The 26,066-nt window shown below is 42.4% G+C and carries 22 protein-coding genes; 1 reads left to right on the plus strand and 21 read right to left on the minus strand.

The window, feature by feature from the left end:
- Positions 1-36: 36 nt before the first annotated feature.
- The 17 genes from NSS78_RS09190 to NSS78_RS09270 all read right to left on the minus strand — a co-directional run bounded on the left by NSS78_RS09190 (position 37) and on the right by NSS78_RS09270 (position 20,536).
- On the minus strand, positions 37-1,440 hold the full coding sequence (locus tag NSS78_RS09190) for a HAMP domain-containing sensor histidine kinase (protein WP_268458531.1): 1,404 nt from the start codon (positions 1,438-1,440) through the stop codon (positions 37-39).
- A 2-nt stretch (positions 1,441-1,442) separates the two neighbouring features.
- Entirely contained in the window at positions 1,443-2,150 is a 708-nt protein-coding gene (locus tag NSS78_RS09195; RefSeq protein WP_050944863.1) for a response regulator transcription factor, read from the minus strand.
- Positions 2,151-2,279: 129 nt separating this feature from the next.
- Positions 2,280-3,545: a glucuronoxylanase gene (locus NSS78_RS09200; RefSeq protein WP_212046449.1), complete on the minus strand. Its 1,266-nt coding sequence runs from the start codon at positions 3,543-3,545 to the stop codon at positions 2,280-2,282.
- Between the two features lie 53 nt (positions 3,546-3,598).
- The gene (locus NSS78_RS09205) at positions 3,599-5,134 is read right to left on the minus strand and encodes a glycoside hydrolase family 43 protein (protein WP_003212282.1); all 1,536 of its coding nucleotides are present in this window, start codon (positions 5,132-5,134) and stop codon (positions 3,599-3,601) included.
- 222 nt (positions 5,135-5,356) lie between these two features.
- The gene (locus tag NSS78_RS09210; RefSeq protein WP_003211356.1) at positions 5,357-6,817 is read right to left on the minus strand and encodes a CoA-acylating methylmalonate-semialdehyde dehydrogenase; all 1,461 of its coding nucleotides are present in this window, start codon (positions 6,815-6,817) and stop codon (positions 5,357-5,359) included.
- Positions 6,818-7,153: 336 nt separating this feature from the next.
- Complete coding sequence (locus tag NSS78_RS09215) at positions 7,154-8,494, minus strand: alpha-glucosidase/alpha-galactosidase (RefSeq protein WP_212046448.1); 1,341 nt, start codon at positions 8,492-8,494, stop codon at positions 7,154-7,156.
- Positions 8,495-8,525: 31 nt separating this feature from the next.
- Positions 8,526-9,356, minus strand: a complete 831-nt coding sequence (locus NSS78_RS09220) for a carbohydrate ABC transporter permease (RefSeq protein ID WP_212046447.1) — start codon at positions 9,354-9,356, stop codon at positions 8,526-8,528.
- On the minus strand, positions 9,356-10,288 hold the full coding sequence (locus NSS78_RS09225; RefSeq protein ID WP_050944858.1) for a sugar ABC transporter permease: 933 nt from the start codon (positions 10,286-10,288) through the stop codon (positions 9,356-9,358). The genes NSS78_RS09220 and NSS78_RS09225 overlap by 1 nt, the downstream gene beginning before the upstream one ends.
- 30 nt (positions 10,289-10,318) lie before the next feature.
- Positions 10,319-11,575 (minus strand): ABC transporter substrate-binding protein, encoded by a 1,257-nt coding sequence (locus NSS78_RS09230; RefSeq protein ID WP_212046446.1) that lies wholly within the window; start codon positions 11,573-11,575, stop codon positions 10,319-10,321.
- A 217-nt stretch (positions 11,576-11,792) separates the two neighbouring features.
- Positions 11,793-12,833 (minus strand): LacI family DNA-binding transcriptional regulator, encoded by a 1,041-nt coding sequence (locus NSS78_RS09235; protein ID WP_212046445.1) that lies wholly within the window; start codon positions 12,831-12,833, stop codon positions 11,793-11,795.
- A gap of 181 nt (positions 12,834-13,014) precedes the next feature.
- Positions 13,015-13,707 (minus strand): D-allulose 6-phosphate 3-epimerase, encoded by a 693-nt coding sequence (gene alsE / locus NSS78_RS09240; RefSeq protein ID WP_212046444.1) that lies wholly within the window; start codon positions 13,705-13,707, stop codon positions 13,015-13,017.
- Between the two features lie 17 nt (positions 13,708-13,724).
- Positions 13,725-14,987 (minus strand): PTS ascorbate transporter subunit IIC, encoded by a 1,263-nt coding sequence (locus tag NSS78_RS09245; RefSeq protein WP_212046443.1) that lies wholly within the window; start codon positions 14,985-14,987, stop codon positions 13,725-13,727.
- Between the two features lie 25 nt (positions 14,988-15,012).
- Positions 15,013-15,279, minus strand: a complete 267-nt coding sequence (locus NSS78_RS09250; protein ID WP_137054524.1) for a PTS sugar transporter subunit IIB — start codon at positions 15,277-15,279, stop codon at positions 15,013-15,015.
- Positions 15,280-15,294: 15 nt separating this feature from the next.
- On the minus strand, positions 15,295-17,367 hold the full coding sequence (locus tag NSS78_RS09255) for a BglG family transcription antiterminator (protein ID WP_282959910.1): 2,073 nt from the start codon (positions 17,365-17,367) through the stop codon (positions 15,295-15,297).
- Positions 17,368-17,813: 446 nt separating this feature from the next.
- A complete protein-coding gene (locus tag NSS78_RS09260) occupies positions 17,814-18,254 on the minus strand; it encodes a rhs-associated protein (RefSeq protein ID WP_212046441.1) in 441 nt (146 codons plus the stop codon).
- 14 nt (positions 18,255-18,268) lie between these two features.
- Positions 18,269-19,786 (minus strand): T7SS effector LXG polymorphic toxin, encoded by a 1,518-nt coding sequence (locus NSS78_RS09265; protein ID WP_342468378.1) that lies wholly within the window; start codon positions 19,784-19,786, stop codon positions 18,269-18,271.
- Positions 19,787-20,116: 330 nt separating this feature from the next.
- Positions 20,117-20,536 (minus strand): MarR family transcriptional regulator, encoded by a 420-nt coding sequence (locus tag NSS78_RS09270; RefSeq protein ID WP_249118389.1) that lies wholly within the window; start codon positions 20,534-20,536, stop codon positions 20,117-20,119.
- 170 nt (positions 20,537-20,706) lie between these two features.
- Here NSS78_RS09270 and NSS78_RS09275 point away from each other — a divergent pair, with 170 nt between their 5' ends.
- Positions 20,707-22,227, plus strand: a complete 1,521-nt coding sequence (locus tag NSS78_RS09275) for an MDR family MFS transporter (RefSeq protein ID WP_212046651.1) — start codon at positions 20,707-20,709, stop codon at positions 22,225-22,227.
- 39 nt (positions 22,228-22,266) lie between these two features.
- Here NSS78_RS09275 and NSS78_RS09280 read toward each other — a convergent pair whose 3' ends face one another.
- Genes NSS78_RS09280 through pfkB form a run of 4 tightly spaced genes read right to left on the minus strand, consistent with a single transcriptional unit; the run spans position 22,267 to position 25,958 of the window.
- Positions 22,267-23,136 (minus strand): class II fructose-bisphosphate aldolase, encoded by an 870-nt coding sequence (locus tag NSS78_RS09280; protein ID WP_003210866.1) that lies wholly within the window; start codon positions 23,134-23,136, stop codon positions 22,267-22,269.
- Positions 23,137-23,138: 2 nt separating this feature from the next.
- Positions 23,139-23,597 carry a fructose PTS transporter subunit IIA gene (locus tag NSS78_RS09285; protein WP_003211874.1) on the minus strand — a complete coding sequence of 153 codons (459 nt, stop codon included), beginning with the start codon at positions 23,595-23,597 and terminating at the stop codon, positions 23,139-23,141.
- Between the two features lie 15 nt (positions 23,598-23,612).
- Positions 23,613-25,031: a fructose-specific PTS transporter subunit EIIC gene (locus NSS78_RS09290; RefSeq protein WP_342468369.1), complete on the minus strand. Its 1,419-nt coding sequence runs from the start codon at positions 25,029-25,031 to the stop codon at positions 23,613-23,615.
- A gap of 12 nt (positions 25,032-25,043) precedes the next feature.
- A complete protein-coding gene (gene pfkB, locus NSS78_RS09295; protein WP_058015607.1) occupies positions 25,044-25,958 on the minus strand; it encodes a 1-phosphofructokinase in 915 nt (304 codons plus the stop codon).
- Positions 25,959-26,066: the final 108 nt, after the last annotated feature.

Raw genomic sequence — 26,066 nt, forward strand, 5'->3', positions numbered from 1 at the left:
CTGTGATTGAGCAGAACCGTTTTTTTGTATGTCCGTTCATGCGGGTAATTGGATATCAATCGTTGTTCCTTCCCCAATCATACTTTGTATCTTAATATCCCCGCCGTGTTTTTTGATAATATCCTTTGCAATCGCCATTCCAAGACCAGAGCCTGCATGTGTCCCTCCTGTATTTGTCCCTCTATAGTAGCGGTCAAACACTTTTTCTAGCTCTGCCTCTTCGATTCCTTTGCCGTTGTCTTGAATCGTAATGTGGGTGTTTTCTTTTTGTTCAAGCTGTACAATGATGTTCACATCAGCATCATTGTGAACAAGGGCATTTAAAATGAGATTGGTGACCGCTCTTCGTATGAGGATCGTATCAATATTCAGCATAAGCTTGTCTACATTCGTTTGCAGCTCAATGGTCTGATCTGCATATCTCGAATCGTTGAGGATATCAATTAACGTTTCACGCAGCAACGGTACAATGTTCACCAGCTCTTTATGCAGCATCACGTCGTTATTTTTCAGCCTTGTTGTTAAATTGAGATCCTCCATGACATCTTTGATGTACAGTGATTTATTCTCTATGATGCTGGCATAATGTTTGATGTCTTGATCTGAAAGAGGATAATTTGGATCTTTCATGATTTCTGCATAGCCTTGAATGGAGGATAATGGTGTTTTAATATCATGAGAAATATGGCTGATCCACTCTTCCCGCATTTGCTCTAATTTGTCTTTTTCTTTTTGGCTTGAAGCGAGCTGTTCTGATAAGTGATTGACATTATAGAAGACATCTTTATATATCCCCTTAGTTGGCAGCTTCGTCGTATAATCTCCGTTTGCGAGCCGCTGGATGCCATAAATGGCACGGCCGAGCGGTTTGATGAGCTGCCGGCTGAATAAGTATCCAATGACTAAGGCAATGATGGCATCAATCGATAATAAAATCATCGTCCCGATATTGAATTGCGATATTAAGTCTTTCGTATTGAACGAAAATAAATATTTTCCGATGGAAGGGTCCTTAAATCCGATAAAGTAGCTGTATTCCTTGCCCTTTCCATTTTTCCCCCCAGCATAGATAGTCGACATCAATTGCTTATCTTTATATTTATGTAAGTTTACGATTTCTATAGGTGTGTATTTGCTTTTTAAGCCTTTAGGTGCTTGTGCATGATAAACATCTTGTCCATTTTCGTCTAATATCTGAATCCATGCATTTTGTTGTTTTAAGGCTTGCTGTCCTTCTTTGCTCACAGTGATATCTTGATTGGACAAGGTGATGTATTGTTCAAATGTTCTTGTGAAGGTTTCCGGCGTATTTTCTTCGTTTTGCTGGCTGCTTGCTTGTAGTACAAGCCAAATCATGAATCCAAATAAGTTAATAAAGACCGTGATAATGGTCACGATAATGACAGAGACCATATATCTGCCTGTTAATCGCCATTTCATCTTTACGCATCCTTTACAACGAATTTATAGCCAAGTCCTTTAACCGTTACGAGAAATTCTGGTGTAGATGGGGAATTTTCTATTTTCTCCCGAAGTCTTCGTATATGAACCATCACCGTATTATCAGAACCGAAGAAATCCTCTCCCCAAACCGTTTGATAAAGCGTTTCTTTACTGATCACGCGATTCGGGTGCTGCAAGAAATAGGTCATCAGCATAAGTTCTTTCGGAGTGAGCTCAATCGCCGCTCCGTTTTTCGTCAGTTCGGCTTGCTGCTCGTTTAACTCAAATGGCCCTTTTTTGATGATGGGTTCTGCTTGAGAAGGCTGTAAGTATGACGACCGTCTAAGCTGGGCTTTTACCCGGTAGGCGACTTCTTTTGGACTGAACGGCTTTGTAATATAATCATCACCGCCAATGGCAAGTCCTACAATTTTGTCTGATTCCTCTCCCTTTGCTGATAAAAAGATAATCGGAACATGCGAGACGTCTCTGATTTGTTTGCAAATATCGTAGCCTTCACCGTCTGGTAGCATAATATCCAGTATGACGAGATCGGGTTGTTCTTGATGGAATTGCGAGAGCCCATCACGGGCAGTTGAAGCTGTTATCACCCGGTCAATGCCTTCTCTTGTTAATACGGTATGGATTAATTCTAAGATTTCTTTTTCGTCATCTATAATCAATACTTTGCTTTGAAGTTTTGGCATTATGATCACTCTCCTGAAGTCATTGTTATTATTATACCCAAAGTGGAGACGTCGTGAAAAATCAACTTTCTATTTACACAGAAAAAGCCAATTTTCTTTGTTAATGAGAAAATTGGCTTTTGGTGTTTTTTAGCGTTTGACCACAAATGTTGTCACACTTTGAGCAGGGAGATGAGCCCAAAATTGATTTCCTGATATGTTTAAGTCAGTTCCAGGCTGGAGGTTACTGTTGCTGCTCGTGATCCATCTTGACGCTTGGGAAGCAGTTCCGTTTTGCATGACAAAGTGTTGATTGACTCCTGTATTGTTTTTGTTAATCGCGACAATGACGACCTGATTGTTTCCTTTATAGGCTGAGACGAAAACATTCGGTTCAGGGCTTTTCGTTGCATCAATTCTGACGTACCCTGGACGCACAAACTTGGAGAAATGCGCCATGTTGTATCCGCGCTTGCTAATCATTCCATCTTCTTTCATAGGACCGTATGATCTCCGGATGTACCACCACACATACGCCTGAAAGTCCCCTTCCACCATTGAATGGTGAATATGCTCTGATACCCCTAATGCCTCAGGCCAGCGGTCCGCTGAATTGTTATCACTATTCGGGTAGTAGACCTCTGTCATCCACAGCTCTTTTCCCCCTCCTTTTTGTTTGAAAAGAGGATACGGAAGCTGGCTGATTTGGGTTCCGTACAGATGGGCACCTAGAATGTCCATATTACTAAGCGCCTGCGGATCGTTTAAGATAGGATCTGAGATATTTTTAAGGTATTGAAAGGATTCTGGTGCAATCACACGTGCATTTATGGAGCCAGCATTTTCTCTCATGAATCGCAGGATTTCCTGAGGTGTCCACCATGTCCATTCATGTGCATAATCAGGCTCGTTCTGTACAGAAATGGCATAGAGATTGACGCCGTTATTTTTCATGAATGTCACAAAATCATTCAAATGCTGAGCATATGCGGCGTATTGATTGTATCTCAGCCGCTTTGCAGACGCACCATTACGGTTGAAAGTCTCTACCATATGGCTTGGAGGATTCCAAGGCGAAGCAATCACCAAAGCGCCGTGCTCTATCGCTCTTTTGGCGGTGGCGACTTCTCTGTGCCAATTATTTCTGTTCTCGTCTACATAAATCCGTAAAATGGAGAATCCTAACTGATTCTGTCCATTGCCAAAGGCGGTATCCCTTTGAGGGCCGGTCAAATCACCAATCCAGGCCGGGTGGTTCATTCCGCCAAAGCCGCGGATCACTTGTCTTTCCGCGTTGACATTAATATTCGCATCTGCCGCTGACACCTCAGTTACCCCAGGCCCTAAAAACATGACAGACAACATAGTGAAGCAGACCAATAAAGTGCAAATTGGTTTTTTGATTATGGACATCAAATTTTCCCACTCTCCCATCAACCATTAATCGATGCCGTAGCATCAGATTTTGTTTACCTTTGAGTAAACTGCCAGGAATCAAATTGGAATAGGTTGGCACCATTTCCTTTGAAGACAAAAAATACGTTGTGTACTCCCGTTGCCCCGTTTACTGCCGCTTCTATTTCTCGCCAGTTTCCGCCTGTGGAAGGGACATTGAGTGTTCCAGCAATTCTACCGTCTGGACTGCCAAGACGTACTTCAATTTGTCCGCCTGAAGCGGCTGCTACATTGGCTTTAAAGGTTCTGGCACCTCTCGATCCGAAATCGACATTACTGACAGCCACCCAATCGCCGTTTTGAATGTTTGTGACGTGCTGGTTATTGGCTGGCCCACCAGGTGCTGAGGAGGCCTCTGTTAAAATGCGCCCATTCCAAGCGAATGTTTCAGCTTCTACCCGTTGATAAGGATTTAAGTTGGAAAGCTGTTTAACGCCTTCAAAATTGGCTGCGACCTCTCGAAGGGAGCCGTCAGCATTATGCACAAGCTTATTAATGTGGGGAGATCTGTAGCCTTTCCCTGCTCCGTATAAGGCAGAACTCACCGTTTGTGTGTGATACACGACATACCACTCGTTTTTAAAATTGAACACAGCATGATGGTTGTTACCGCCGCCACCGAAAAATGCACCCGGATTTTTCAAGAAGTGTCCTTTATACGTAAAGGGACCCATAGGACTTGAGCTCGTCATATAGCCGATCTCGCCTGGTGGTTTATCTGCTGGGTGAGAGCCGCCAAAATTGATGCAATAGGAATAGTAATAGGTACCGTTATACTTATGCATCCCTGAATCTTCAAACATGAAAGGAGCATCAATGGTTGATGCACTACCGACCACACTTGTCATGTCAGGCCCTAGCTTCAGAACTCTTGCTGTTTTAGGATTGGCCCATTGTCCCTGCGTTGGATTTGAACCGCCTGGAACGCCTCCACCAGCATATAGATAACCGGTCCCGTCATCATCTACAAATACGGCTGGATCAAACAGCCATACAACACCTGACATCCCTGGTGTATTTGGCGTGACGAGCGCTTTTCCGATAGGATCTTTCCATGGACCAATCGGGCTGTCCGCTGTCAGGACGCCAATCCCTCCACCGCTGTTAGCAAAATAAAGGAAAAATTTATCCTTCCCATTGATCTTCTTCACCGCAGCGGCTGGAGCCCAAGATGCGCCTGCCCATTTGGCAATCCCTTTCCCGCCATTGGCCCCATTGGCACCTGCTACTGGAATCGCTCCGTGATCTGTCCAGTTCACCATATCCGCCGAAGAGATGACAAAAACCCTATTCAAATTTGCAAAAGAATTGTCCTTAATCGTTCCATTGCTGTGATACTCATAGTCATCGCTCGACATATAAATGTACACTCTTCCGTTATAGGTGAGCGCAAACGGATCTGCCCCCAGGTGATGGTCTATGAGCGGATTTGCATTTCCTACTCGTTTTGCAATGGGGGTACTTGCTGCACTCGCATCATATACAGGTATACAGCTTAGTACCAAAGCAAGAATCAATAAACCTAAACCGCACTTCATCCTCTTTCTCATCGTGTCATTTTCCTCCTGTTTTCATCTTCCTAATCTTGGGGTTTACGCCCAATTTCAAATTATGTTGATAGACGCTGATGAAGAATGAATACAAAGGATGATTTCTTGGGAGAATCGCTGCTAAAACAACGATGAAAACCCTTACTTTTTGACTAGGAGACAACAAAAAAATGCAGTTCTCCTTTTGGAACTGCATTTTCTTAGCTTATTCATGATTGTTGATCACATATAACGCGCGGTCACCATTTTCTTTCTTGTGTAAAACTCTACTCCGTCTGTTCCATTGGCGTGCAAATCCCCGTAGAAAGAATCCTTCCAGCCGGAAAACGGGAAAAATGCCATTGGTGCGGGAACACCGATATTGACGCCGAGCATCCCTGCGTCGATGTTTTCGCGAAATTCTCTGATGCTTGATGCACTGTCTGTATACAGGCAGGCACCGTTCGCAAATTTTGATTGATTGGACAGGTCGATTGCTTCTGTTAGTGAAGAGACACGAACAATGGATAAGACTGGGGCGAAAATCTCGTCCTGCCAAATTTTCATTTGATTTGTCACATGGTCAAAGATCGTTGGTCCAACGAAATACCCTTTTCCATTTGTTTCGTGATCTTTCCTGCCATCACGAATGAGACTTGCGCCTTCTTCAATCCCTGACTGGATGTATTGAAGCGTTCGTTCTTTATGTTCCTTTCGAATGACTGGACCAAGAAAGACCTCTTCATTTATTCCATTTCCAATGACGAGCTCGTTCGATTCATCAACTAATTTTTGAATGAGCTCATCTGCCACTTCTTCTTCCACTGCGACAACGGCCGCAGCCATGCAGCGCTCTCCTGCTGATCCAAAGGCAGCACCAATGATTTGTTTCGTTGCCGCGTCTAAATCTGCATCTTTGAGAACAATGGAGTGATTTTTTGCTCCTGCAAGTGCTTGGACACGTTTGCCATGCTCTGTGCCTTTTTTATAGACGTATTCTGCGACTGGCTGAGAGCCGACAAATGAAATGGCTTTGACCTTTTGGTGTTCAAGCAGACCATTGACGACATCGTGAGCCCCATTGACAATGTTGAGAACCCCTTTTGGAAGACCTGCTTCTTCAAATAGCTCGGCTAATCGCGCGGCAAGAATCGGCGTGCGCTCTGAAGGTTTTAAAACAAACGTATTTCCGCACGCAATGGCAAGCGGGAACATCCAGCAAGGGACCATCATCGGAAAGTTAAATGGTGTAATCCCCCCGATGACGCCTATTGGATAGCGGTACATGCCGGATTCGAGTCCAGATGCGATATCTGGTAATTGTTTTCCCATCATTAAGGTTGGTGCACCAGCGGCAAATTCGACACATTCAATCCCGCGCTGCACTTCTCCTTTTGCTTCTGTTATGCTTTTTCCGTTTTCAATCGTGACGAGTTCAGCCAGCTCATCCCATTTTTCAACGAGTAACTGCTGATATTTAAATAAAATGCGGGCACGGCGGGGAACGGGGGTTTTCGACCAAGTGGTAAATGCTTGTTGTGCTGCCTGTACCGCACGTTCGACATCTTTTTTTGTTGAAAGCGGCACTTCTGCGATGATCTCGCCAGTTGCTGGGTTATATACTGCCTCTGTTTGACTAGTTTCTGCCTCAATCCATTGTCCGCCAATATAATTTTTCAACATTTGTACATCTGTTTTGGTCATGTTCCCTCTCTCCTTTTTATGAAAAAATGTCATGCTTATAGGATGTGTTTGGTTGTCATTGTCTCATCTAATGGGCGCCCATCTGTATACACTCTTTGTCAAATATTATTGTCGTTTTGGTTTACGTTGTGATAAAAGCTTGCTCTAACGTGTGAAAGGTTGTCGCCCATTCATTTGTTTGTGAGAAATGATTCCGGAATGTGATTCATTCATGGTGTATTTTTGATTAACTGTTGGTTAACTTTAGAAAAATCATAATATTAAAAACGGTTTCAGTCAATCCTCTTTTTGCAGCATAAAAAAACCTGATGCGCGTAGCATCAGGTAGAGGCTGGTTTATTTCTGTAAGTTGGTTGATGCGGCATATTGATTCGGTTCTGCAAAATGCGGAAGCATCTCACCATGTGCTTCAATGAGTTCATCGCATAATTTGATGATGTCATCAATCGATAGTTCAGCGCTTGTGTGTGGATCAAGTAATGCCGCTTGATAAATGTGCTCTTTTTTGCCGCTGATTGCTGCTTCGATTGTCATGAGCTGTGAGTTGATATTGGTCCGGTTCAGTCCAGCCAATTGTTCAGGGATCTCTCCGACATAGCATGGCATGATACCGCTCCGATCTGCAACACACGGCACTTCGACACACGCTTTTTCAGGCAGGTTGTGAATGAGGCCTCCTGTGTTCAGCACATTCCCGCCAAATTTAAAGGGAATGTTCGTTTCGATCGCTTCAATGATACGGGGACCATATTCTTTTGAGCGAGTATGTGTGATCTGTGTATTGCCCACAAGGTCATGCTTCATGGTATTCCAGTTGTTGATTTGTTCCTCGCAGCGTCTCGGGTATTCATCGAGCGGAATGTTATATTGACCGATCAGTTCTGGATAGCGAGATTTGATAAAATAAGGGTGGTATTCGGCATTGTGCTCTGAGGATTCAGTGACATAGTACCCGAATTTATCCATCAGCTCAAAACGTACCATATCATGATGCCGCGATTGCTGCTTTTCTTTTGCTCTTTTTTTGATGTCTGGATACAAGTCTTTTCCGTCCCGTTTCACTTCTAATAACCATGCCATATGATTAATGCCGGCAATTTTTTCTTCAATGCCTTCATGATCCATTTCAAGTGATTCAAATAGATCCTTTGTACACACCTGCACACTATGACAAAGACCCACTGTTTGAACCTGTGTATAGCGCAGCATCGCACCTGTCAGTGTGGCCATTGGATTTGTGTAATTTAACAATAAAGCATTTGGGCAAACCTCTTCCATCTCCTTTGCAAAATCAAGCATCACAGGAATTGTTCGAAGGAAGCGGAAGATGCCGCCGATGCCAACCGTATCCGCAATCGTTTGTCTTAACCCATATTTTTTCGGAATCTCAAAATCAATCACCGTGCTTGGCCGGTAGCCTCCAACCTGGATGGCATTGATCACATATTTCGCATCCTTTAAGGCTTCTTTTCGGTTGTGATAGGACTTAATGGCCACATGTGCACCGTAGTTCTCTTTTAAATGGCGGAGCATCGTTTCGGATTCTTTCAGCCGGTTGTGGTCGATATCATATAAAGCGAATTCAAAACCGGTTAGTGCAGGGACGAACAAACAATCTCCTAATATATTTTTAGCAAACACGGTACTCCCTGCACCGATAAATGTAATTTTAGACATAGACGACTCTCCTTTTCGCATCCATATTGAACTATCCTTTGACAGAGCCTTGTGAAAGCCCTGCGATAAAATATTTTTGCAACAGTAAAAACATCGTCACCATCGGCAGCATTGCAATGAGCGCAGCAGCACCAACGAGCTGAAGCTGATGTTGATTTTGACCAAAAAAATGGGATAAGGCGACTGTGAGTGTATGCATCTCTTTATCTTGCAAAAAGAAGATGGCAAATTGATAGTCGTTCCAAATATACACACAGGCAATGATTAAAACAGAAGCGGTAATGGGTTTCAGAAGCGGAAAAACGACGGTGAAAAAAACTCTAAGTGTCCCCGCTCCATCAATACGGGCTGCTTCTTCGAGCTCCTTTGGAATGGTCGACCGGATAAAGCCTGCATATAAGAAAATCGTTAGCGGCAAAAAAGCAGCGACATTATTTAAAATAGCGATTTGATAGGTGTTCATCATCCCGATTTGAACGACCATTTTATAGAGAGGGACAAGGGCTGTGAGTGGTGGAATGACCATAATGGCGATGAATAAAACATAAACTGCTTGATTTAGCTTTGTGCTTCTCCTTGCGAGCGGATAGGCTGCAAGGGAGCCAAGAAAGATGAGGCATACAGCAGAGCTGAACGTAATGATCACGGTATTGAAAAAGGATTGGCCAAGCTGAGCCTCTGTCCATGCCGTGCGAAAGTTTTCAAGATGAAGCGCTTTTGGAAACAGCCATTTTGAACTGAAATCTCCTATCCCCTTTAATGATGTCGTTACCAAGATATAAAATGGAATGAGATGAAGCAATGTCACCAAAAGGGCGAGGAAGGTGTACCATCTCTTCTTACGTTTAAAGGCATTTTCCATCACACCTCGGTCTCCTTTCGTTTGAAATACATCAACGCTGCGACACTAATGACAAGGATGATGACCGCCATGAAGACCCCTTGAGTTGCTGCATAGCCTGCATCCTGACGTTTGAAATACAGATCATACATAAAGGTCGACATCGATTGCGAGGAATCTCCAGGTCCGCCGCCAGTAAGCGCCACAATGACATCAAAGAGTTTGAGCCCGCCAATGACATTCAGCACAACATTAATGGTGATAGACGGTATAAGGAGAGGCAATGTAATTCGCCTGAACTGCTGAAGGCTGGATGCACCGTCTAATTGTGCCGCTTCATAATAATCCTTAGGAATGCTTTGCAGTCCTGCTAAATAAATGATCATTGCGATCCCGACGAATTGATAGGTGTTGACGAGCACAATGATCCATGTGTTTAGTTGCGGATTGCCAAGCGCATTCATTTGATCAAATCCAAAAAGCGTCACCACATCGTTTAAGGCACCGCCTTGGTAAGCAAACACAAAATACCAAATATAGCCCATCGCAATCGGACTAATCATGACAGGTAAATAGACAATTGTTCTTGCGATCGCTCTCATTTTTAAGCTTTGATTTAATAAAAGAGCATATCCAAGTCCGATGATATTTTGTAAGATGGTGCTACCGATGCCGTATAGAAGTGTATTTTTAACAACAAGCCATGTCGTTGGGTCCTGAAGCAGGCGCTTATATTGATCCAGCCCAATCCATTCATAAGTTTGTGAGAACCCATTCCAATTCGTAAAAGATAGCTGAATTCCGTTCAAAAAAGGATAAATGATAAAGGTACTGACGACGAGAACAGCTGGCAAGTACATCCACCAAAGGGATGAATTCTGGCTTTTTTTCATTTTCTGCTTTGGTAAAGAGGTGAATGCGGCTGGCTGCTGTGCTTTTGTGATGTCATTCATTGGCTTCACTCCTGTTTCAGCATGAGCCTGCTATTGTTTTTTCAGACGCTTATATTCCTCTTCCATCTTTTTCGATAACTGTTCTGGTGTGATGGAGCCTGCTAATAATTCTTGACCCGATGTTGCCATGACAGCCCACATGCCGCTTGGTAAGTATTTTCGATCGAAATACGGTTCAATCTTCACCTGTTCGTATTGATCGTAAAACGTAGAGTAATAGTTTTTCGCTTTTACTTGCTTTAAGGCTGCTTCAGAGGATGTGCCTTCTGCGATCTTTTTCGCATTTTCAGGCTTTGCGAGAAAATCAATGAATTGTTTTGCTTCTTTTAGATGCTTGGAGTCTTTCCAAGCAGCGACCGTAAACCGTTCTCCTCCAATCCAGCTTTGCTTATCTCCTTCATGAATAGATGGAACTGGCATCGTCCCTACTTTGATCGATGGATTGAGTTCAGATGCTTCAGGTCCTAATGAGCCTCCGACAAAGGTGAAGGCTATTTTGTTTTGTGCCATCAGTTCAGGTGCTTGAGATAGTTTTGCTGTGAGGACATCTTTGTTTAAAAGATCTTGATCCTTCAGCTCCTTCATGAACTGTGCAAGCGGTGTATAGAGAGACCAATCAAATGATCCGTTTTCAAGGTCTTTTCCGTATCGGTGGTTTGGACTGGTGATCAATAAAGGTGTGGCGAGTTCATCAAAGACTTGGGCGATATTTGAGTTGTCTCCTCCTGGTATCCAGAGCGGCACAACCTCTCCTTTGCTCTTTTCCTTCACTGTCAGCAAAGCGGATTTTAGCTCATCAAGTGTTCTAGGGATTTCAATGTCATAGTCCTTTAATAGATTGGCATTAAAGCTAAGCCCGTCTTTTGCTTGATTCAGCGGATACGCGTATACTTTGCCATCTTGGTCCTTTAAAATTTGATCGAGTGAAGGATCAAGCTGTTTCACCCAATCCATTTCTTTTAAATCAGCCACATACTCGCTGTAGCGCAGTTTTGCCCAGCCATGTGTGTCAAACAGATCCGGCATATCGTTTGCCCCCATTTTGACGCGGATCGTATCTTCATAGCTGTTGCCTGGGAAGTTGGCATCGATCCGAAGATGTGGATGCTCTTTTTCAAACTCACGAATCACTTCTTCAAACGCTTTTCTTTCCCCGCTGTTGCTCATCGTCGAAAAGAGAGTTAGGGTGACCTTTCCGTTTGCTTCGGACGTTCCGCTATTGCTACAAGCAGACAAAAGAATGGTCAAGATAAAGGCCGCAGTGAGTAGCATGATTTTTTTATTCATGGTTTCCTCCTTTTAATCACTGAAAATTCAGACGATAATCGGTAGAATTCATGCAGTTGCGGAAACAAAAGAAGTCCATTATACTGGAATTCTATTCTTTTCAAAGAGATAAGAGAGCATACCGGTAGGCTGCCTTGTTCTTCGCATGATCTGGCCATCATGCTAGCAGCTTGCTTTCTGCTTTTTTGTCTCTTTTTTGTTTGCTGAAATCTCGGGTTCACCCCCTTTCATGGATGAGACATGTGCTGCCTCGTTCGATGAGTTTTGTTGGCACGACGACTTTTAGAGGAAGCTTTCTGCCGTTTATTCTTTCAAGCAAAAGCTTCAGACCGACTTCCCCCATTTCTTCTGTATATACTTTGACGGTTGTAAGCGGCGGGCTTGAAAATGAAGCGGCTTCAATGTCATTAAACCCAACAATGGATACATCGAAAGGAACACGTAGACCCGCTTCGTTGAGCGCTCGCATTGCACCGATCGCCATTGAATCACTTCCAATAAAAAAGGCTTGTGGCAGGTTTCCTTTTTTAATGGCCTTCTGCATGAGCGTATAGCCTTCTTGCATGGAGTATTCCCCAATATGGATGTCATCCAGATGAAGACCTCCTGCCTCTTGCATTCTTTTCATAAACGTCGTTTGTCTTTCGTCCTCAATCACAGCATTACCTTCGAAATAATGCTCTCGCTCCTTTCCGCCAATATAGCCTAGATGTGTATAGCCAAGCGATTGCAGATGGCGAATCGCTCGATCTGCCGCTCTGACAAAATCGACATGTACACAATCATACAAATCCTCATCCGCATAATGATTAATAAAAACAATGTGTTCCATTCGATTTGTCATTTTTTCCACCGTATCAGGGCTAATTCGTCCAATGACAATCAAACCGTCAATATCCTTTAGCATCGCCCCTTTATCTATGCTTCTCAGGCGAAAGGTATGGAGGGTGGAGAGCCCTTGTTTGGCATATTCTTTTTCAATTCCTTTTCGAATCGATGAAAAAAAGGGGTCATTTAATTCTTCGTCAATGGATTGAGCGACAACGATACCGATGATTGGGGATTCAGATGGGCTTTTTTCCTCTGTTTGATCGGCTTTTCTTGCTCTCACTGGGGTATAGTTTAGCTTCTTTGCAATGTCGAGGATGTTTTGTCTTGTTGCGTGCGAAACGGCAAGGGTTTGATCGCCATTTAACACACGGGATACAGTAGAAACGGACACTTTTGCATCATGAGCAATATCTTTGAGTGTGGTCATAGGCAAACTCCTCTTGGTTTTTGACTAAATATTTACTAAAGATATTTGAAGGATAACACGTTGATAAAGCGCTTTCAAGTGTGAAGTTATGATTTTTTATTTTGTTTCCGAGTATGTTTTGGTTAGATACGATGTTTTAGTAAAGTTGCGTAAAAAAGAGGATGGGTTTCATCCTCTTTTACTAACGTGATTCAATTGAGGCTGTTTCTTTTGAAAACAATTGCTTCATTGTCTCCCAAGCTGTATCAAGTTGATGGTGAAGTCCAAATAAACCTGAGGTACCGATAATATAGATCTCGTTTCCAGCCTCAGCAAGCAGCCGGAACGTGCTCTCATTACAGGAGCCGTCTACTTCAATTGAAAAAGAGTACCCTTCTTGCTCTTTTATCTTTCTCACCTCTTTGATTTTACGAAGCATTGCTTTAATAAAAGGCTGTCCAGCAAAGCCTGGATCAATCGTCATGATCGTCACTCGGTCTATTAAATGTATATAGGTATCTAACACTGCAATTGGTGTGGCGGGATTTAAGACAAATCCGACCTCACAGTCTCTTTGATGAATATGCCGAATGATCCTAAAAACGTCTCTTTGCACGACCTCTGGGTGTAAGCAGATCATGCTTGCGCCTGCATCAATACAGGCATCGATTAAAAATTCTTGGGGGTATTCTGCCATAAGATGCACATCAATTGGTCTATCTGTCAGTTTTCGAAGCTGTTCTATGAAAAAGGGTGATAAGGTGATATTTTTCACGTAATGACCATCCATGACGTCGACATGATATCGATCTGCTCTCGTGTTGAGAATATGAATTTGTTCGCGGAAATGCGTTAAATCCATGCACATCAGTGAAGGTGAAAAAATGGCTGTCATTCTCAGAATCCTCCTTTTTACAGTTGAAATAAAAGCTTGATCAATCCAATCAAGATTCCGATGATACCAAAGTCTGTATCTCCAAAAGTTGTCCCTTCAAAACCAAGGGTTCCTAACACAGGTAATAAACAAGCAGGTAAAAAAGAAAGAAGCAATCCATTTGCAAATGCCCCAGCGACAGCCCCTCTCACGCCTCCTGTTGCATTGCCATACACTCCTGCTGTAGCGCCGCAAAAAAAGTGCGGGACTAGACCAGGAACAATGACAGTTAAACCAAACAAAGGTAAAAGAAAAATGGATACAATGCCTCCTGCAAAGCTGCATAAAAAACCGATAATGACTGCATTTGGAGCAAATGGAAAAACGGTTGGTGCGTCAAGTGCCGGTTTTGCCCCTTTCACAAAACGATCGGCAATCCCTTTGAAAGCAGGCACGATTTCACCGATTGCCATCCGAACCCCGGCTAAAATAATGTACACACCAGCAGCAAAGGTTATCGCCTGGATGAGAATGAAGACAGCGAAGTTCGTGCCCCCACTCATTTGTTCTATAAAGGGAATCCCAGCAAACGGTGCAATCGCAAAGAAGAGCAAAGCCATCGTGATTGAAATGGCCACAGATGTATCTCGTAGAAAGCCGAGTGATTTAGGCACTTGAATGGTTTCTGTTGATCTCTCTGGACAACCGATCCATTTTCCGATCATTCCCGCTGTAAAATAACCGAAGGTACTGAAGTGTCCAAGCGCAAGATCATCGCTTCCAGTGACTTTCCTTGTGAATGGCTGAAGAATAGCGGGTGCAATGACCATAGCGGTCCCTAATATAATTGAACCGATAGTGACAAGAAGCGCTCCTTGCATTCCTGCTGTCGAAAGAACGACTGCGAGCATTGCAGCCATATACAAGGTATGGTGTCCTGTTAAAAAGACGTATTTAAAGGGGGTGAATTTTGCCAATAATAAATTGACCAGCATGCCAAAAATCATAATGAGAGCCGTCTGTGTCCCGAATTCCTTTTGGGCAATGGCCGCCATGGCATCTGTATTTGGGACAACCCCTTGAATGTGAAATGCTGCTTCAAACATTTTCCGAAAAACGCCAAGTGAATCAGACACGACTGTGGCGCCCGCTCCTAATATTAAAAAACCCATCGTTGTTTTTAAGGTGCCTGATACTGTATCGGCAGCTGATTTTTTCTGCAAAAGTAAACCAGCTAGTGCAAACAAACCGATGAGAATGGCTGGTGTGCCCAATATATCATTCATGATCAGTTCTATCATGATGTGAATCCCCCTTTTTCGTGGCTTAAATGTGTTTACGAAGGATGTCTTTAATAGCTTCCTGGTCTAACAAGTTATTTAATCCAGCGACCTTTCTTGTGCCGTCATCCAGCTGATCGATAATGTCTGTTGCTCCGATATATAGATCAGCCAGTTCATTTTTACTTGTGCTGAGATCGGTATGGTCCACTTCAGCTACAAGCCCTAACTCTTCTAATGCTTTTTTGACATTCATTTCTACGATAAAGCTGCTTCCTAATCCGTTTCCGCACACAACAAGAATTTTTTTCATTCTCTTTTTCCTCCTTTATCGTTGTGAAAATTGATCAACTAGTTTTTGCACCGATGCTAATTCCTTTGCTTCAACCAGTTGTTTCCTCCGTTTTTCATCACTTAACAGCATGGTCAGCTGTTTGAGCGCTTTCAGGTGGGTCATACTGTCAATGGCTGCTAGCACAATGATGAGACGAACTTGTTTTTTTTCATCCTTAGAGAAAAAAACGGGCCATTCGAATGACATGAGTGACATGCTTAATTCGTTCACGCCGTCCTCTGGTCTAGCATGCGGAATGGCTACTTGTGGCGCGATCACAATATAAGGTCCATTTTGATGAACGGACTGAATCATGGCCTCCACATAACCTTTCTGAATGGCATTTTGATCGAGTAAAGGCTGCGCTGCTTTTGTGATGGCCTCTTGCCATGTTTCTGCTGTTTGTTGGAGATGAATGGTTTTTTCTGTTAATAAATCGTTTAACACTGGTTTCCACCCTTTCTGATGGGATACATATGCGGGATGCAGTAGCGCTTTAAGATCACGAAGCAGTGCATTTTCATTTTGTACGATGGTATGTTGTTGAATGATGTTGAATAAAGCGTTCACATTTTTCTCATCAAACCTAGTTTCTGCACCTTCTCCATATTGAAGTAAGGTTTTTTTTTCATAGGCAGTAAGGATGGGATGAACGAGATGAACTGGCTTTCCTTTAAACGAAATAGGTGTTGTTGACACAACAAAGTCGACATCAATCGATGACAGCTGTTCATATGAGCGCTTTGATAATAGATCACGTACATCGATATAACCGATTAATTCGATAAGCTGTGTTTTCAGCATATGACTTGTGCCAATTCCTTCGCCGCAAACAATGTATACAGAACGCCGCACAATTGGCGAAATCCCTTCTCTTCTCATCCAACCACCAAAATGCATCGCCACGTAAGCAATTTCATGATCACTTATCTTGGAGCAGGTCGCCTTTTCTAAATGGCATACGACCTTTTGAGTGATGTCAAACACCTCTGGCTGTGTTTTTTTAATAGATTCTGTTAATTCATTGTTGATATCGATGTGATAGATGAGTCTGTAATAGGCAGGGATGAGATGCATGGTTAAGTTTTGCTCCAAGGCTTCGTACTCTTGAAAGGAGATACATGCATATCGCTGAAAATCAACAATCATTTGTCTGGCAATGGTGCGAATGAGATGCTCTTCTGGCTTTTGACTTGATGGAAGCTTTTGTTTCTTGGCGCTGAGCCATAGAGTGCTAAGAAAATAGATTTCATCATCATGAACTTGAAGGCCAGTTTCTTTTTGAATTCGTGCCATGAAACGAATAGCCGCCAAGCATTCATCTGTTTCCTGCAATGTACACTTTTCTTCGTTTGAAAGGTGTACAGCACGTCCTAGCTTCATCCGCTTAAAGTAGAAAAAGAGATCCAAAGAGAGCTGATCCAGCATGTCATCTGCAAACTCGAGCTTAAGCTCTTGTTCTGACTGCTCGAGGAGATGTTTTAACCTGTTATATGAAATGGGCCCCTTTAACCAAAAAGATGGAAACGCTTTTTCGTTTTTTATCATGGTGCGAATGGAATGAATATAAGGTTTCAGCGCCAATCGAATCATTCTTTCTTCTCCTGAAATCAAATAGCCGCAGGCTGCCTGATAGTGAAGCGTGAGCTGCTGCTTTGAAAGTGCTTCTTTTAGCTGTTTCATATCTTCAAGCAATGTATTTCGGCTCACTTTGGTCAGTTTCATAAAATCATCAATTTTTAGACGTTTCTCACTGCATGCAATGGATAAGAGCAGGATCGCCCTTCTTTCCTTTACACATGGTTCATAATCAGAACCAACGAGAATGGTGTTCGCTTTTTGAATAATGACTTCTTTTTCATGTGTGAGTAAGTAGTAGCCAAGTTGATCTTTTCGCTGAACGCCACTAAGCTCATGAGTTTTCAGCCAGCTATTCATTCGTTTGATTTCAGAGTAGACGGTTCGAGTAGAGACATTCAGTCGGTTCTGTAAATCTTCAATTGATAAATAAGATGTCGTGTGAATCAGCATCGATAATAAAGTCGTACCCCTTTTGGTTAAGTGCAGTTCGAATTCCTCCCTTCTTCCCTTTGGTTATAAGTCTAATCAACTCCCCTGCGTCAAAGAAGCCCAAATGTTTTCAGCAAATGCTGTGCAGGTTTTTGGGTGCTATTTTGTTATAAGAAAAAGCACACCCGTATGAGTATGCTTTCAGACTTGTAATGTTTATTTTAGTCCTTTGTCTTTTTTTCGTGATAGAAACAAACCCTTCGTAATGAGGTCATGAATGTCCTTAAAATCGTTTCACATGCCTTTTTTGACCCTTCACAATGCTTTTGGCATTCTTATTCACACAATATGTACTGATGATCCACGCTGAAAAAGGTTCCCTTTTTGTCGGCTTTTTCTCGGTTTAAAGCCCAATAAACGCAAAAACCTTGAAAGGCATAAAGTCAATCAAGGTTTTTCTACTTTCTATAATCTTTTATTTTTCCTATACGTGACGCTTAAAATTATTTCTTGTTTAAACTAAAACCGAAATCCAAATAGTTTTCATAAGAAATGCAAATACACCAATCACCTTCTAATGGTACAAAGTAGTGATGCTGTGGGATATCTAAAAAATAGACTAGTAACTCTTCTATATGCTTTAATTCAAACTGGTACCCAAACTCTGTAAGATTATCCCCTATGTAAATTACTTGTAAGTTATTAGCTAAATATTTTTCTTTTAATTCAGTTATAAATAGAAGAGCATCAGGAAGTAAAGATTCATTATTTGAGTTCTTACTATGATGGTTATTAGTTTGTAACCAATCTATTTTCGACCCATCAAATTCAAATTTTTGTTCTATTAAATCTAAATAAATTTCTGGATTTTTATTTACTTTGACACAATTAAGAAGGTCTTTTAATTCCAAATCCTTTATTAGATCTTCATCATAAGTATTCAATAAAATTAACCCCTTTATCTAAAATGTTTTTGTATTTTTTTAACTGTTTTTTCGGATGCATCAAATTGAAAATGCGGTCCCTTTTCTTTCCCAGCCCAAACGTTAATATGAGCACCACTTCTACTATCATGTTCAATTCGGAAACCTACTTTACCGTCCTCAGTTTGTCTACCTATAGGTTTATTTCTAGTATATCCAAATTTTCCAAAGGTTTGTTTTTCAGATTTGAAGCCTCTTTCCTCCAACCAAACCAATGCTTCATTTCGAGATTGCTCATATGACTTGTTTTTATTTGTAGCCTTAACCCCTATTTTACCGTGAATCCCTTTCGCCCCAAACGGCAAAAGCATTCCCAGAGCCGCATTCATACTCGCTTCCTGCTGTTCTTTTGAGATCTTATTCCCAAACATATCACGCCCTGTAATCGCTTCGCTGAAGCCGTTGGTGGCGGTGAGACCATATAAGCCTTTTTGAGATGTTTTTAAGGCGTCAAAGGATTTTTGCGATGTCTTGTAAATGTCGACTGCTCTCACTGCGGCTGATGTGGCTTGAGTTGTTTTATAGACGGCTTTTCCACCTTTGAAAATACGACCTGCCCATCCGACGATTGGGATATAACCTGCTGCTGCCATGCCGCCTGCGGCGACGCGCTGTCCTGCGGCAAGTTCTTCGCCTGTAATCGGGTCAACGCCTGTTGCGGCGCGTTTTGCATCGTTCACGCCAGTCAGTTCATTCACGATATTTCCGCCATAATCAAGTGCTTTTTCATACCAAGGACGGTTGGCGAGTGCTTCTTGTTCTTTTGCAATCTCACGGGCCTCTTCTTGTTCTTTTTTGATTTTCAGATATTCAGAAGTTTGCTTCTCAATATCGCTTTTTGCCTTGTAGATTTCACTATTTTGATACGCTTTCTTGTCAAAATTCATAGGCGAAATGGCTTTTCCGTCATTTGTGGCATTCATCATTTCCGTATACAATGCCATTGTAGCTTGCTGCTCCGTTTCTGACAAAGCATATTCATCTTTTACATTTTGATCAAGCTCTCTTAGGTCTTTCACTGTCTTTTTTCGCTCGTCTTCCGCATCTGCAATTTTTTCATCAAAGGTTTGACTATCAAATACTTCTAGAGAAATGAGGTCGTCGATGTCTTGAAAAATCGTTTTAAGCGCCTTTTTTTGATCCTTCACAATGCTTTTGGCATTTTTGATGCCCATATGTACAGCGTTGTCTAAAAAGTGTTCTTCTACGAAGGTTTCGCCGCCAAAACTCGTATCATCAAGTGTCCCAGAAACACCTTCATGAAAGGCTTTTTGCTTATCAATGAAGCTGATAAACATATCTACATTTCCAGCCAGTTCTTTATAAAAGCTTTTAATGTTATCGGCACCTTTTCCAGTGAAATCATCACCGAGGTTAGAAACACCTTGTAATGCTTTTTTTAAATCTACCATTTGTTCACGGAGTTCCTGGTAGTGTTTTGCCCTTGCATCCATGGCACTTGTTAGTGCTTTTGCATCAAGTATCTTGCCCAGAAGAAGTCACTCCTTCCTATTCATTGACAAGGTCAATTTTACCAACATGAAGTTTGTCATTAAATAGGAATATAGATACAAAAACAGTACTTAATATGTAAATAATCCGTGTTTTAATAGAACGCCTTAGCCACGCCATCGTCAGTAATAATTAAAAGGCGACTTTTACAACCATCCTTTGATTAAAACCGTTTGAGTTGCTCCATTTTATAAAAGTGTTGTAGAACACTTACATGGTAAGGAAGTGGTCACTAATCGACCAATCTGCAAATTTTTATTATCTTATTTGAACAGCTCATAGAAAAAGCACACCCGCAACAGTGTGCTCTCTTACGATTTAGACTTAAGCAATTGCAGCTCTTGATCCATAATATCTGCTGCTTCGGTAATAAATTGAATAATTAAGTCTAATTCTTCTCGTTTGTATTCGTTTGTGAGCAGTTTTGTTGATGCCGATAAGGATTGGAAGAGTTCTTTTACCTGTGATTTCCCTGCTGTTAATGGAACGATGATGACTCTTCGTTTGTCTTTTGGGTCCTTTTCTCTTTTGGCGTAGCCCGCTTTTTCAAGGCGGTCAATCAGAGCTGTGACCGCACCTGAGCTAAGACCTGTTTTTTCACTTAATTCTCCTGCTGTGAGAGGACCGAGTTCGTTTAATAAATCGGCTGATTTGAGGTCTGTTGGGAAAAGGCCAAGCGATTGTGCGGCCGCTTGGTGGAATAAAACAGTTCGTGTGGCGAGGCGCCTCATTGTATGGATGATCAGGTCTGCTCTGTCTTCTGCGTCGTTCTTTATTGACAACTTGTTCTCCTCCCTTTAAAATCAATTTATCTTGATCATCAAGATAAATGTTCTCTTACTTTATATTTAAGTTGATCATAGCAAAAATAAGGAGAGAAGGTAAGCAGGAGGTAAATGAAATGAATCATGTGGATAAAGGCAAGGCATCCACTCGCTTAGTTGTCATCGGTTTGCTGTTAGGAATTTTTATGGCGGCGATGGACAATACCATTGTTGCAACAGCAATGGGAAGCATCGTAGCAGATTTGGGCAGTTTTGATAAATTTGCTTGGGTGACGGCTTCTTATATGGTGGCAGTAATGGCTGGAATGCCGATTTACGGAAAGCTTTCTGATATGTATGGTCGAAAGCGTTTTTTTCTGTTTGGACTTATTTTCTTTTTAATTGGATCTGCGCTTTGCGGTATCGCACAAACGATGGATCAGCTCATTATTTACCGAGCCATTCAAGGGCTTGGAGGCGGTGCCCTTCTTCCGATCGCGTTTACGATCATCTTTGATATCTTCCCGCCTGAAAAACGCGGAAAAATGTCCGGTATGTTTGGTGCAGTGTTTGGTTTATCGAGTGTACTAGGACCACTATTAGGAGCTATTATCACAGATTCAATCGGCTGGCATTGGGTTTTCTATATTAACTTGCCAATTGGTATTGTTAGTGTGTTCTTGATCGCCAGATACTATCATGAATCACTAGAACATCGCAAGCAGAAAATTGACTGGTCAGGTGCTATTACACTTGTCGTGGCGGTTGTGAGCTTGATGTTCGCTCTTGAGCTTGGCGGTAAATCCTATGCATGGGATTCGGTGCAAATCCTCACACTTTTTGCCGTGTTTGTTGTGTTTGGTACCATCTTCTTTATTGTTGAGCGTAAAGCGGAGGAACCGATTATTTCATTTTGGATGTTTAAAAATCGTTTATTTGCGACATCTCAAATTTTGGCGTTTTTATATGGCGGAACATTTATTATTCTTGCCGTCTTCATTCCTATTTTCGTCCAGGCGGTGTACGGTGAATCAGCGACAAGTGCAGGATTCATTTTAACACCGATGATGATAGGGTCTGTCATTGGCAGTATGATTGGCGGAACGATGCAGACGAAAGTGCCTTTCAGACGTCTTATGACGATCTCTGTCATTTCATTTTTCGCGGGGATGCTGCTGCTTGCCAATATGTCACCAGATACAGCTAGACTGTGGCTCACAATCTTTATGATGATATCAGGCTTTGGTGTCGGCTTCAGCTTCTCCCTTCTGCCGTCAGCTTCAATGAATGATCTTGCCCCTCGTTACCGAGGCAGTGCAAACTCGACCAATTCATTTATGAGATCACTTGGGATGACACTTGGTGTCACGATTTTTGGGACGATTCAAACCAATGTCCTATCGAATCGCTTAGCAGATGCCTTTAGCGGAATGAAAGGAGTCCCTTCTCAAATAGGCGATCCACAGGCCATTTTCCAAGAAGGTGCCCGTTCACAAATTCCGCCTGATATTTTAAATAAAGTCATCGATGCGATGTCACAAAGTATCACGTACGTATTTTTGATTGCGTTATTCCCTATTGCCCTTGCAGCGATTACGGTCCTGTTTATGGGAAATGCACGGGTGCGCACATCAAATGAAATGAAAGAAAGCGAATAATGTGAAAAAGCAGAGCTTAAGCGGCTCTGCTTTTTTGTTTCACTGATATAGAGGATGGGCTTTGCCCTCACTGCCAACGATCCGTATTTTCGATGTGACCATATCTTTTGCTGCTTGTTTAGCTTTTTGTAAATACATCCGTGGATCTAAGCTTTCCGGTTCGTTTGAGAAATGATCACGAATGGCTTCAGAGTACGCATTTTTTAATTCAGTTGAGACATTGACCTTTGCCATACCAAGTGCCACACATCGTCTGACGTCTTCATCCGGTACAGCGGAACCCCCGTGCAGCACAAGGGGAACATCGACCAGTGATGCAATTTGTTCAATGCGGTCAAAATCAATATCCGGAACCCCTTTATAAATGCCATGTGCGGTACCAATTGCAGGTGCTAAAGTTGGTACCCCAGTTTCTTCTACAAATTGACGGCATTCTGATGGAATGGCTTTTTCAGCATCCTTTTCATCGACAACGATATCATCCTCTACGCCGCCCACCTTGCCTAGTTCAGCTTCAACGTTCACCCCTACTTTTAATGCGAGGTCCACCACTTCTTTTGTGCGGCGAACATTTTCTTCATATGAATGCATCGATGCATCGATCATGACGGATGTATATCCCGCACGAATACAGGTGAGAATCACATCAAAGTCCGTACAGTGATCGAGGTGCAGGCCGATCGGGATTTGATATTGATCAGCCGCCGCTTTGACTGTATCTGCAATCGCTTTTGCTCCAAGAGATTGAACGGTTCCAACCGTTGTTTGCAAAATGACAGGTGACTTTAATTCTGCGGCCGTTTCGAGCACCCAATAAATACTGTCAAAGGAATGTACATTGAATGCAACGATTCCGTATTTTTCTTTTTTCGCAGTCTCAAGCATCGGTGTTGTGGATAGTAAAGGCATGATCAAACATCCTCTCTCGTTAAAATATCTGTTTCTAATACAGTTAGCATCTCTTCATTTGTTCTTGTTTCCAGTAGCTTTTGTCGTTTCGCTTCATCCATTAATCCTCGTGAAAGGGCAGAAAGAGCCTTTAGATGAGTGGTCCCTGCTTCACTTTTGGGGATCAGTAAGGATAAGAAGAAAAAGCAAGGCTTCCCATCAAAAGCGTCCCATTCAATGCCTGTTTCCGTGCGGACGATCACGAGTGCTGGTTTTGTGATGGCGTCTGTTTGTGTATGTGGAATCGCAAATCCATCTTGAAATCCAGTTGTGCTCAGTGCTTCTCTTTCAGCTAAGCCTTTTTTAACATCCTCTGGTGATGTACAAATACCTGCTTTGTAGGCAATATCAGCAATGGCTGCGAAAACGCCAGCCTGTGACGACGCGGTTTCATGAAGATTCATATAAATATGTTCCATCATTTCTCTTCCTCCCTATTAAACTGCGGGTTTGTCTATTTTTTTACGATAAAGTCCGTATAGAATGGCACCTACAAGTGATCCGATCAGTATGGATAGTACCCACTGGAATGCGCCTGTGACGACTGGAAGGACAAGGAACCCGCCATGCGGAGCTGGAACCTGTACGCCAAAGAGATACGTCAATATAGCAGAGATGGCGGAGCCAAACATGATAATTGGCAGGACAACGACCGGGTTTTTAGCCGCAAATGGAATGGCCCCTTCTGTTATATGTGTCGCTCCTAGAATATAGTTGATGGCCCCTGCATTTCGTTCCTGCGGTGTGAAATGTTTTCGGAAAATCGTTGTGGCAATCGCAATGATAAGCGGTGGTGTGATACATGCTGCTGACACACCTGCCATGAAGTAAAGGTTACCTTCTGCAAGTAAAGCCGTTCCTGTGACATAGGCTGCTTTGTTAAAAGGTCCTCCCATATCAAATCCACACATCGCTCCAACAATTAAACCTAAGAGCAGCGGATTCGTGGATTGAACAGCTGAGAGAAAATCCATTAATGAATTATTTAGCCCTGTGATTGGAACTAATAGTGGTGTCATCACAGCCCCAATTAAGAAAATACCGATAACAGGATAGATGAAGATTGATTTTAATCCGTCAAGTGATGCAGGTAATTTTTGAAGCAGGAATTGAAGGAGTACGATGATATACCCTGCTGCAAAACCTGCGATAATACCACCTAAGAATCCAGCGCCTCCATCGTTTGCAAGCAGTCCGCCGATAAATCCGACAACCATCCCTGGGCGTCTGGCGATTGAATCAGCGATAAATGCTGCTAAAATAGGCACCATTAAGCTAAAGCCGAGTCCACCAATGCTTTTCAAATAGGCTGCAAACGGATGATACGTTTCATGCTGAGGATCAGCTGAGTAAATACCGAATAGAAAAGATAAAGCAATTAAGACCCCGCCTCCAACAACAAATGGAAGCATGTGTGATACACCGTTCATTAAATGTTTGTAGATGGTGTGTATCCACTTATTCGCCGACTTTTGTTGAGCTGGTGAAGAAGAAGCAGATGTTTTTTCTGTTCCAGTAGCTCTTCCTTTCACTTGATGAACGGGAGCTTCTCCATTGATAATGCCTTGGATCAGTTCATTTGGCGTGCGGATACCCTTCGCTACAGGCACTTCAATCAGTGGTTTGCCGTGAAAACGATCTATATTCACATCTTTGTCAGCTGCGACAATGACCCCATCGGCCTCCAGAATGTCTTGATCGGTTAAAGCGTTTTCAATTCCTACTTGACCGTGCGTTTCAACTTTGATGTCGACCCCTAGTTGCTCAGCAGCTATTTTTAATGCTTCAGCTGCCATAAATGTGTGTGCAATGCCTGTTGGACAGCCAGTTGCAGCGACAATTTTTTTACGGCTCATGTCTATTCCCCCTTATATCTTGTCAATGTGTACTTGATCAATTAATGAATGAATGTCATGTAAATCACTTAAGCCTTTAGAAAATGCAGTAGATGCGCCTGTTGCAATGCCGTAACGTAAGCACTCTTCAGGTGAATGACCCTCAAGCTGTTTACTAAGAAAGGCTGCGAGCATCGCATCTCCAGAGCAAGCTGTATTTACTACAGTGCCTGTCGGTGCGTTTCCTTTTAAGACGGCGTCTTTTGTAATGAACAAAGCCCCTTCTCCCCCGCGGGAAATAAGCACTTGCTCTGCACCCATCTCAATGAGCTTTTCTCCTGATTGAATGAGTTCTTTTTCTGACATAGGATGTGTTTTGCCGAAAAAAGCAGCGATTTCTTCTTCATTCGGTTTTAATAAATACGGCTTGTATTGAAGCGTCTCAAGAACTGCTGCGGAGCTTGTGTCTAAAATAAACTTGACGTTGTTCTGATGACAAATAGCTGCTACTTCTGAAAAAATGCTGGCTGGTACGCCCTTTGGCAGGCTGCCTGACATGATCAGGATGTCCCCCTGCGGGATGGCCGCTATTTTTTCACGAAAGGCGTGAAGTGCTTTTTCTTCAATCGCAGGTCCCTGGTTCACGAGCTTATATTCTTCTGTCGTATTAATAAAAACATTAATGCGTGTAATTCCTTCAACTGAGATAAAATCGGTTTGAATGGAAAGGTCCTTTAAGGATTGTTCAATATAAGAGCCTGAAAACCCAGCAATAAATCCTAATGCAGTGCTGGTGAATCCATATTTCTTTAGCATAATGGAGACATTGACTCCCTTGCCGTTCGGCTGATAATCTTCATCTTCCGTGCGGTTGACTGCATTTGCCTTCATTTCTTTTAATGCAATATATAGGTCAATAGCAGGATTTAAGGTGCAGGTATAAATCAATTGGTTTCACCTTCTTTCTTTTCTCTAAAGAAAGTATCTCATACGCAGGAGTGAAAATGTTTTCAGATTGTGTAAAGGTTTTCATGATAAAAAGCCTTCTAGATCAAA

It is taken from the genome of Bacillus sp. FSL W8-0920, from assembly GCF_038593215.1.
GTDB classification, from domain to species: Bacteria; Bacillota; Bacilli; order Bacillales; family Bacillaceae; genus Bacillus; species Bacillus pumilus.

Excerpts from the sequence above, each read along its gene's own strand:
- NSS78_RS09190 (WP_268458531.1), bottom strand. The coding sequence starts at position 1,440 with ATGAAATGGCGATTAACAGGCAGATATATGGTCTCTGTCATTATCGTG.
- NSS78_RS09275 (WP_212046651.1), top strand. The coding sequence starts at position 20,707 with ATGAATCATGTGGATAAAGGCAAGGCATCCACTCGCTTAGTTGTCATC.
- NSS78_RS09270 (WP_249118389.1), bottom strand. The coding sequence starts at position 20,536 with ATGAGGCGCCTCGCCACACGAACTGTTTTATTCCACCAAGCGGCCGCA.
- NSS78_RS09250 (WP_137054524.1), bottom strand. The coding sequence starts at position 15,279 with ATGAAAAAAATTCTTGTTGTGTGCGGAAACGGATTAGGAAGCAGCTTT.
- NSS78_RS09205 (WP_003212282.1), bottom strand. The coding sequence starts at position 5,134 with ATGAGAAAGAGGATGAAGTGCGGTTTAGGTTTATTGATTCTTGCTTTG.
- NSS78_RS09290 (WP_342468369.1), bottom strand. The coding sequence starts at position 25,031 with ATGAGCCGTAAAAAAATTGTCGCTGCAACTGGCTGTCCAACAGGCATT.
- NSS78_RS09230 (WP_212046446.1), bottom strand. The coding sequence starts at position 11,575 with ATGAATAAAAAAATCATGCTACTCACTGCGGCCTTTATCTTGACCATT.
- NSS78_RS09245 (WP_212046443.1), bottom strand. The coding sequence starts at position 14,987 with ATGATAGAACTGATCATGAATGATATATTGGGCACACCAGCCATTCTC.
- NSS78_RS09195 (WP_050944863.1), bottom strand. The coding sequence starts at position 2,150 with ATGCCAAAACTTCAAAGCAAAGTATTGATTATAGATGACGAAAAAGAA.
- NSS78_RS09280 (WP_003210866.1), bottom strand. The coding sequence starts at position 23,136 with ATGCCTTTACTATCCACAACACCGATGCTTGAGACTGCGAAAAAAGAA.
- NSS78_RS09225 (WP_050944858.1), bottom strand. The coding sequence starts at position 10,288 with ATGAATGACATCACAAAAGCACAGCAGCCAGCCGCATTCACCTCTTTA.
- NSS78_RS09220 (WP_212046447.1), bottom strand. The coding sequence starts at position 9,356 with ATGGAAAATGCCTTTAAACGTAAGAAGAGATGGTACACCTTCCTCGCC.
- NSS78_RS09235 (WP_212046445.1), bottom strand. The coding sequence starts at position 12,833 with ATGACCACACTCAAAGATATTGCTCATGATGCAAAAGTGTCCGTTTCT.
- NSS78_RS09210 (WP_003211356.1), bottom strand. The coding sequence starts at position 6,817 with ATGACCAAAACAGATGTACAAATGTTGAAAAATTATATTGGCGGACAA.
- alsE (WP_212046444.1), bottom strand. The coding sequence starts at position 13,707 with ATGACAGCCATTTTTTCACCTTCACTGATGTGCATGGATTTAACGCAT.
- NSS78_RS09285 (WP_003211874.1), bottom strand. The coding sequence starts at position 23,597 with ATGATGGAACATATTTATATGAATCTTCATGAAACCGCGTCGTCACAG.
- NSS78_RS09215 (WP_212046448.1), bottom strand. The coding sequence starts at position 8,494 with ATGTCTAAAATTACATTTATCGGTGCAGGGAGTACCGTGTTTGCTAAA.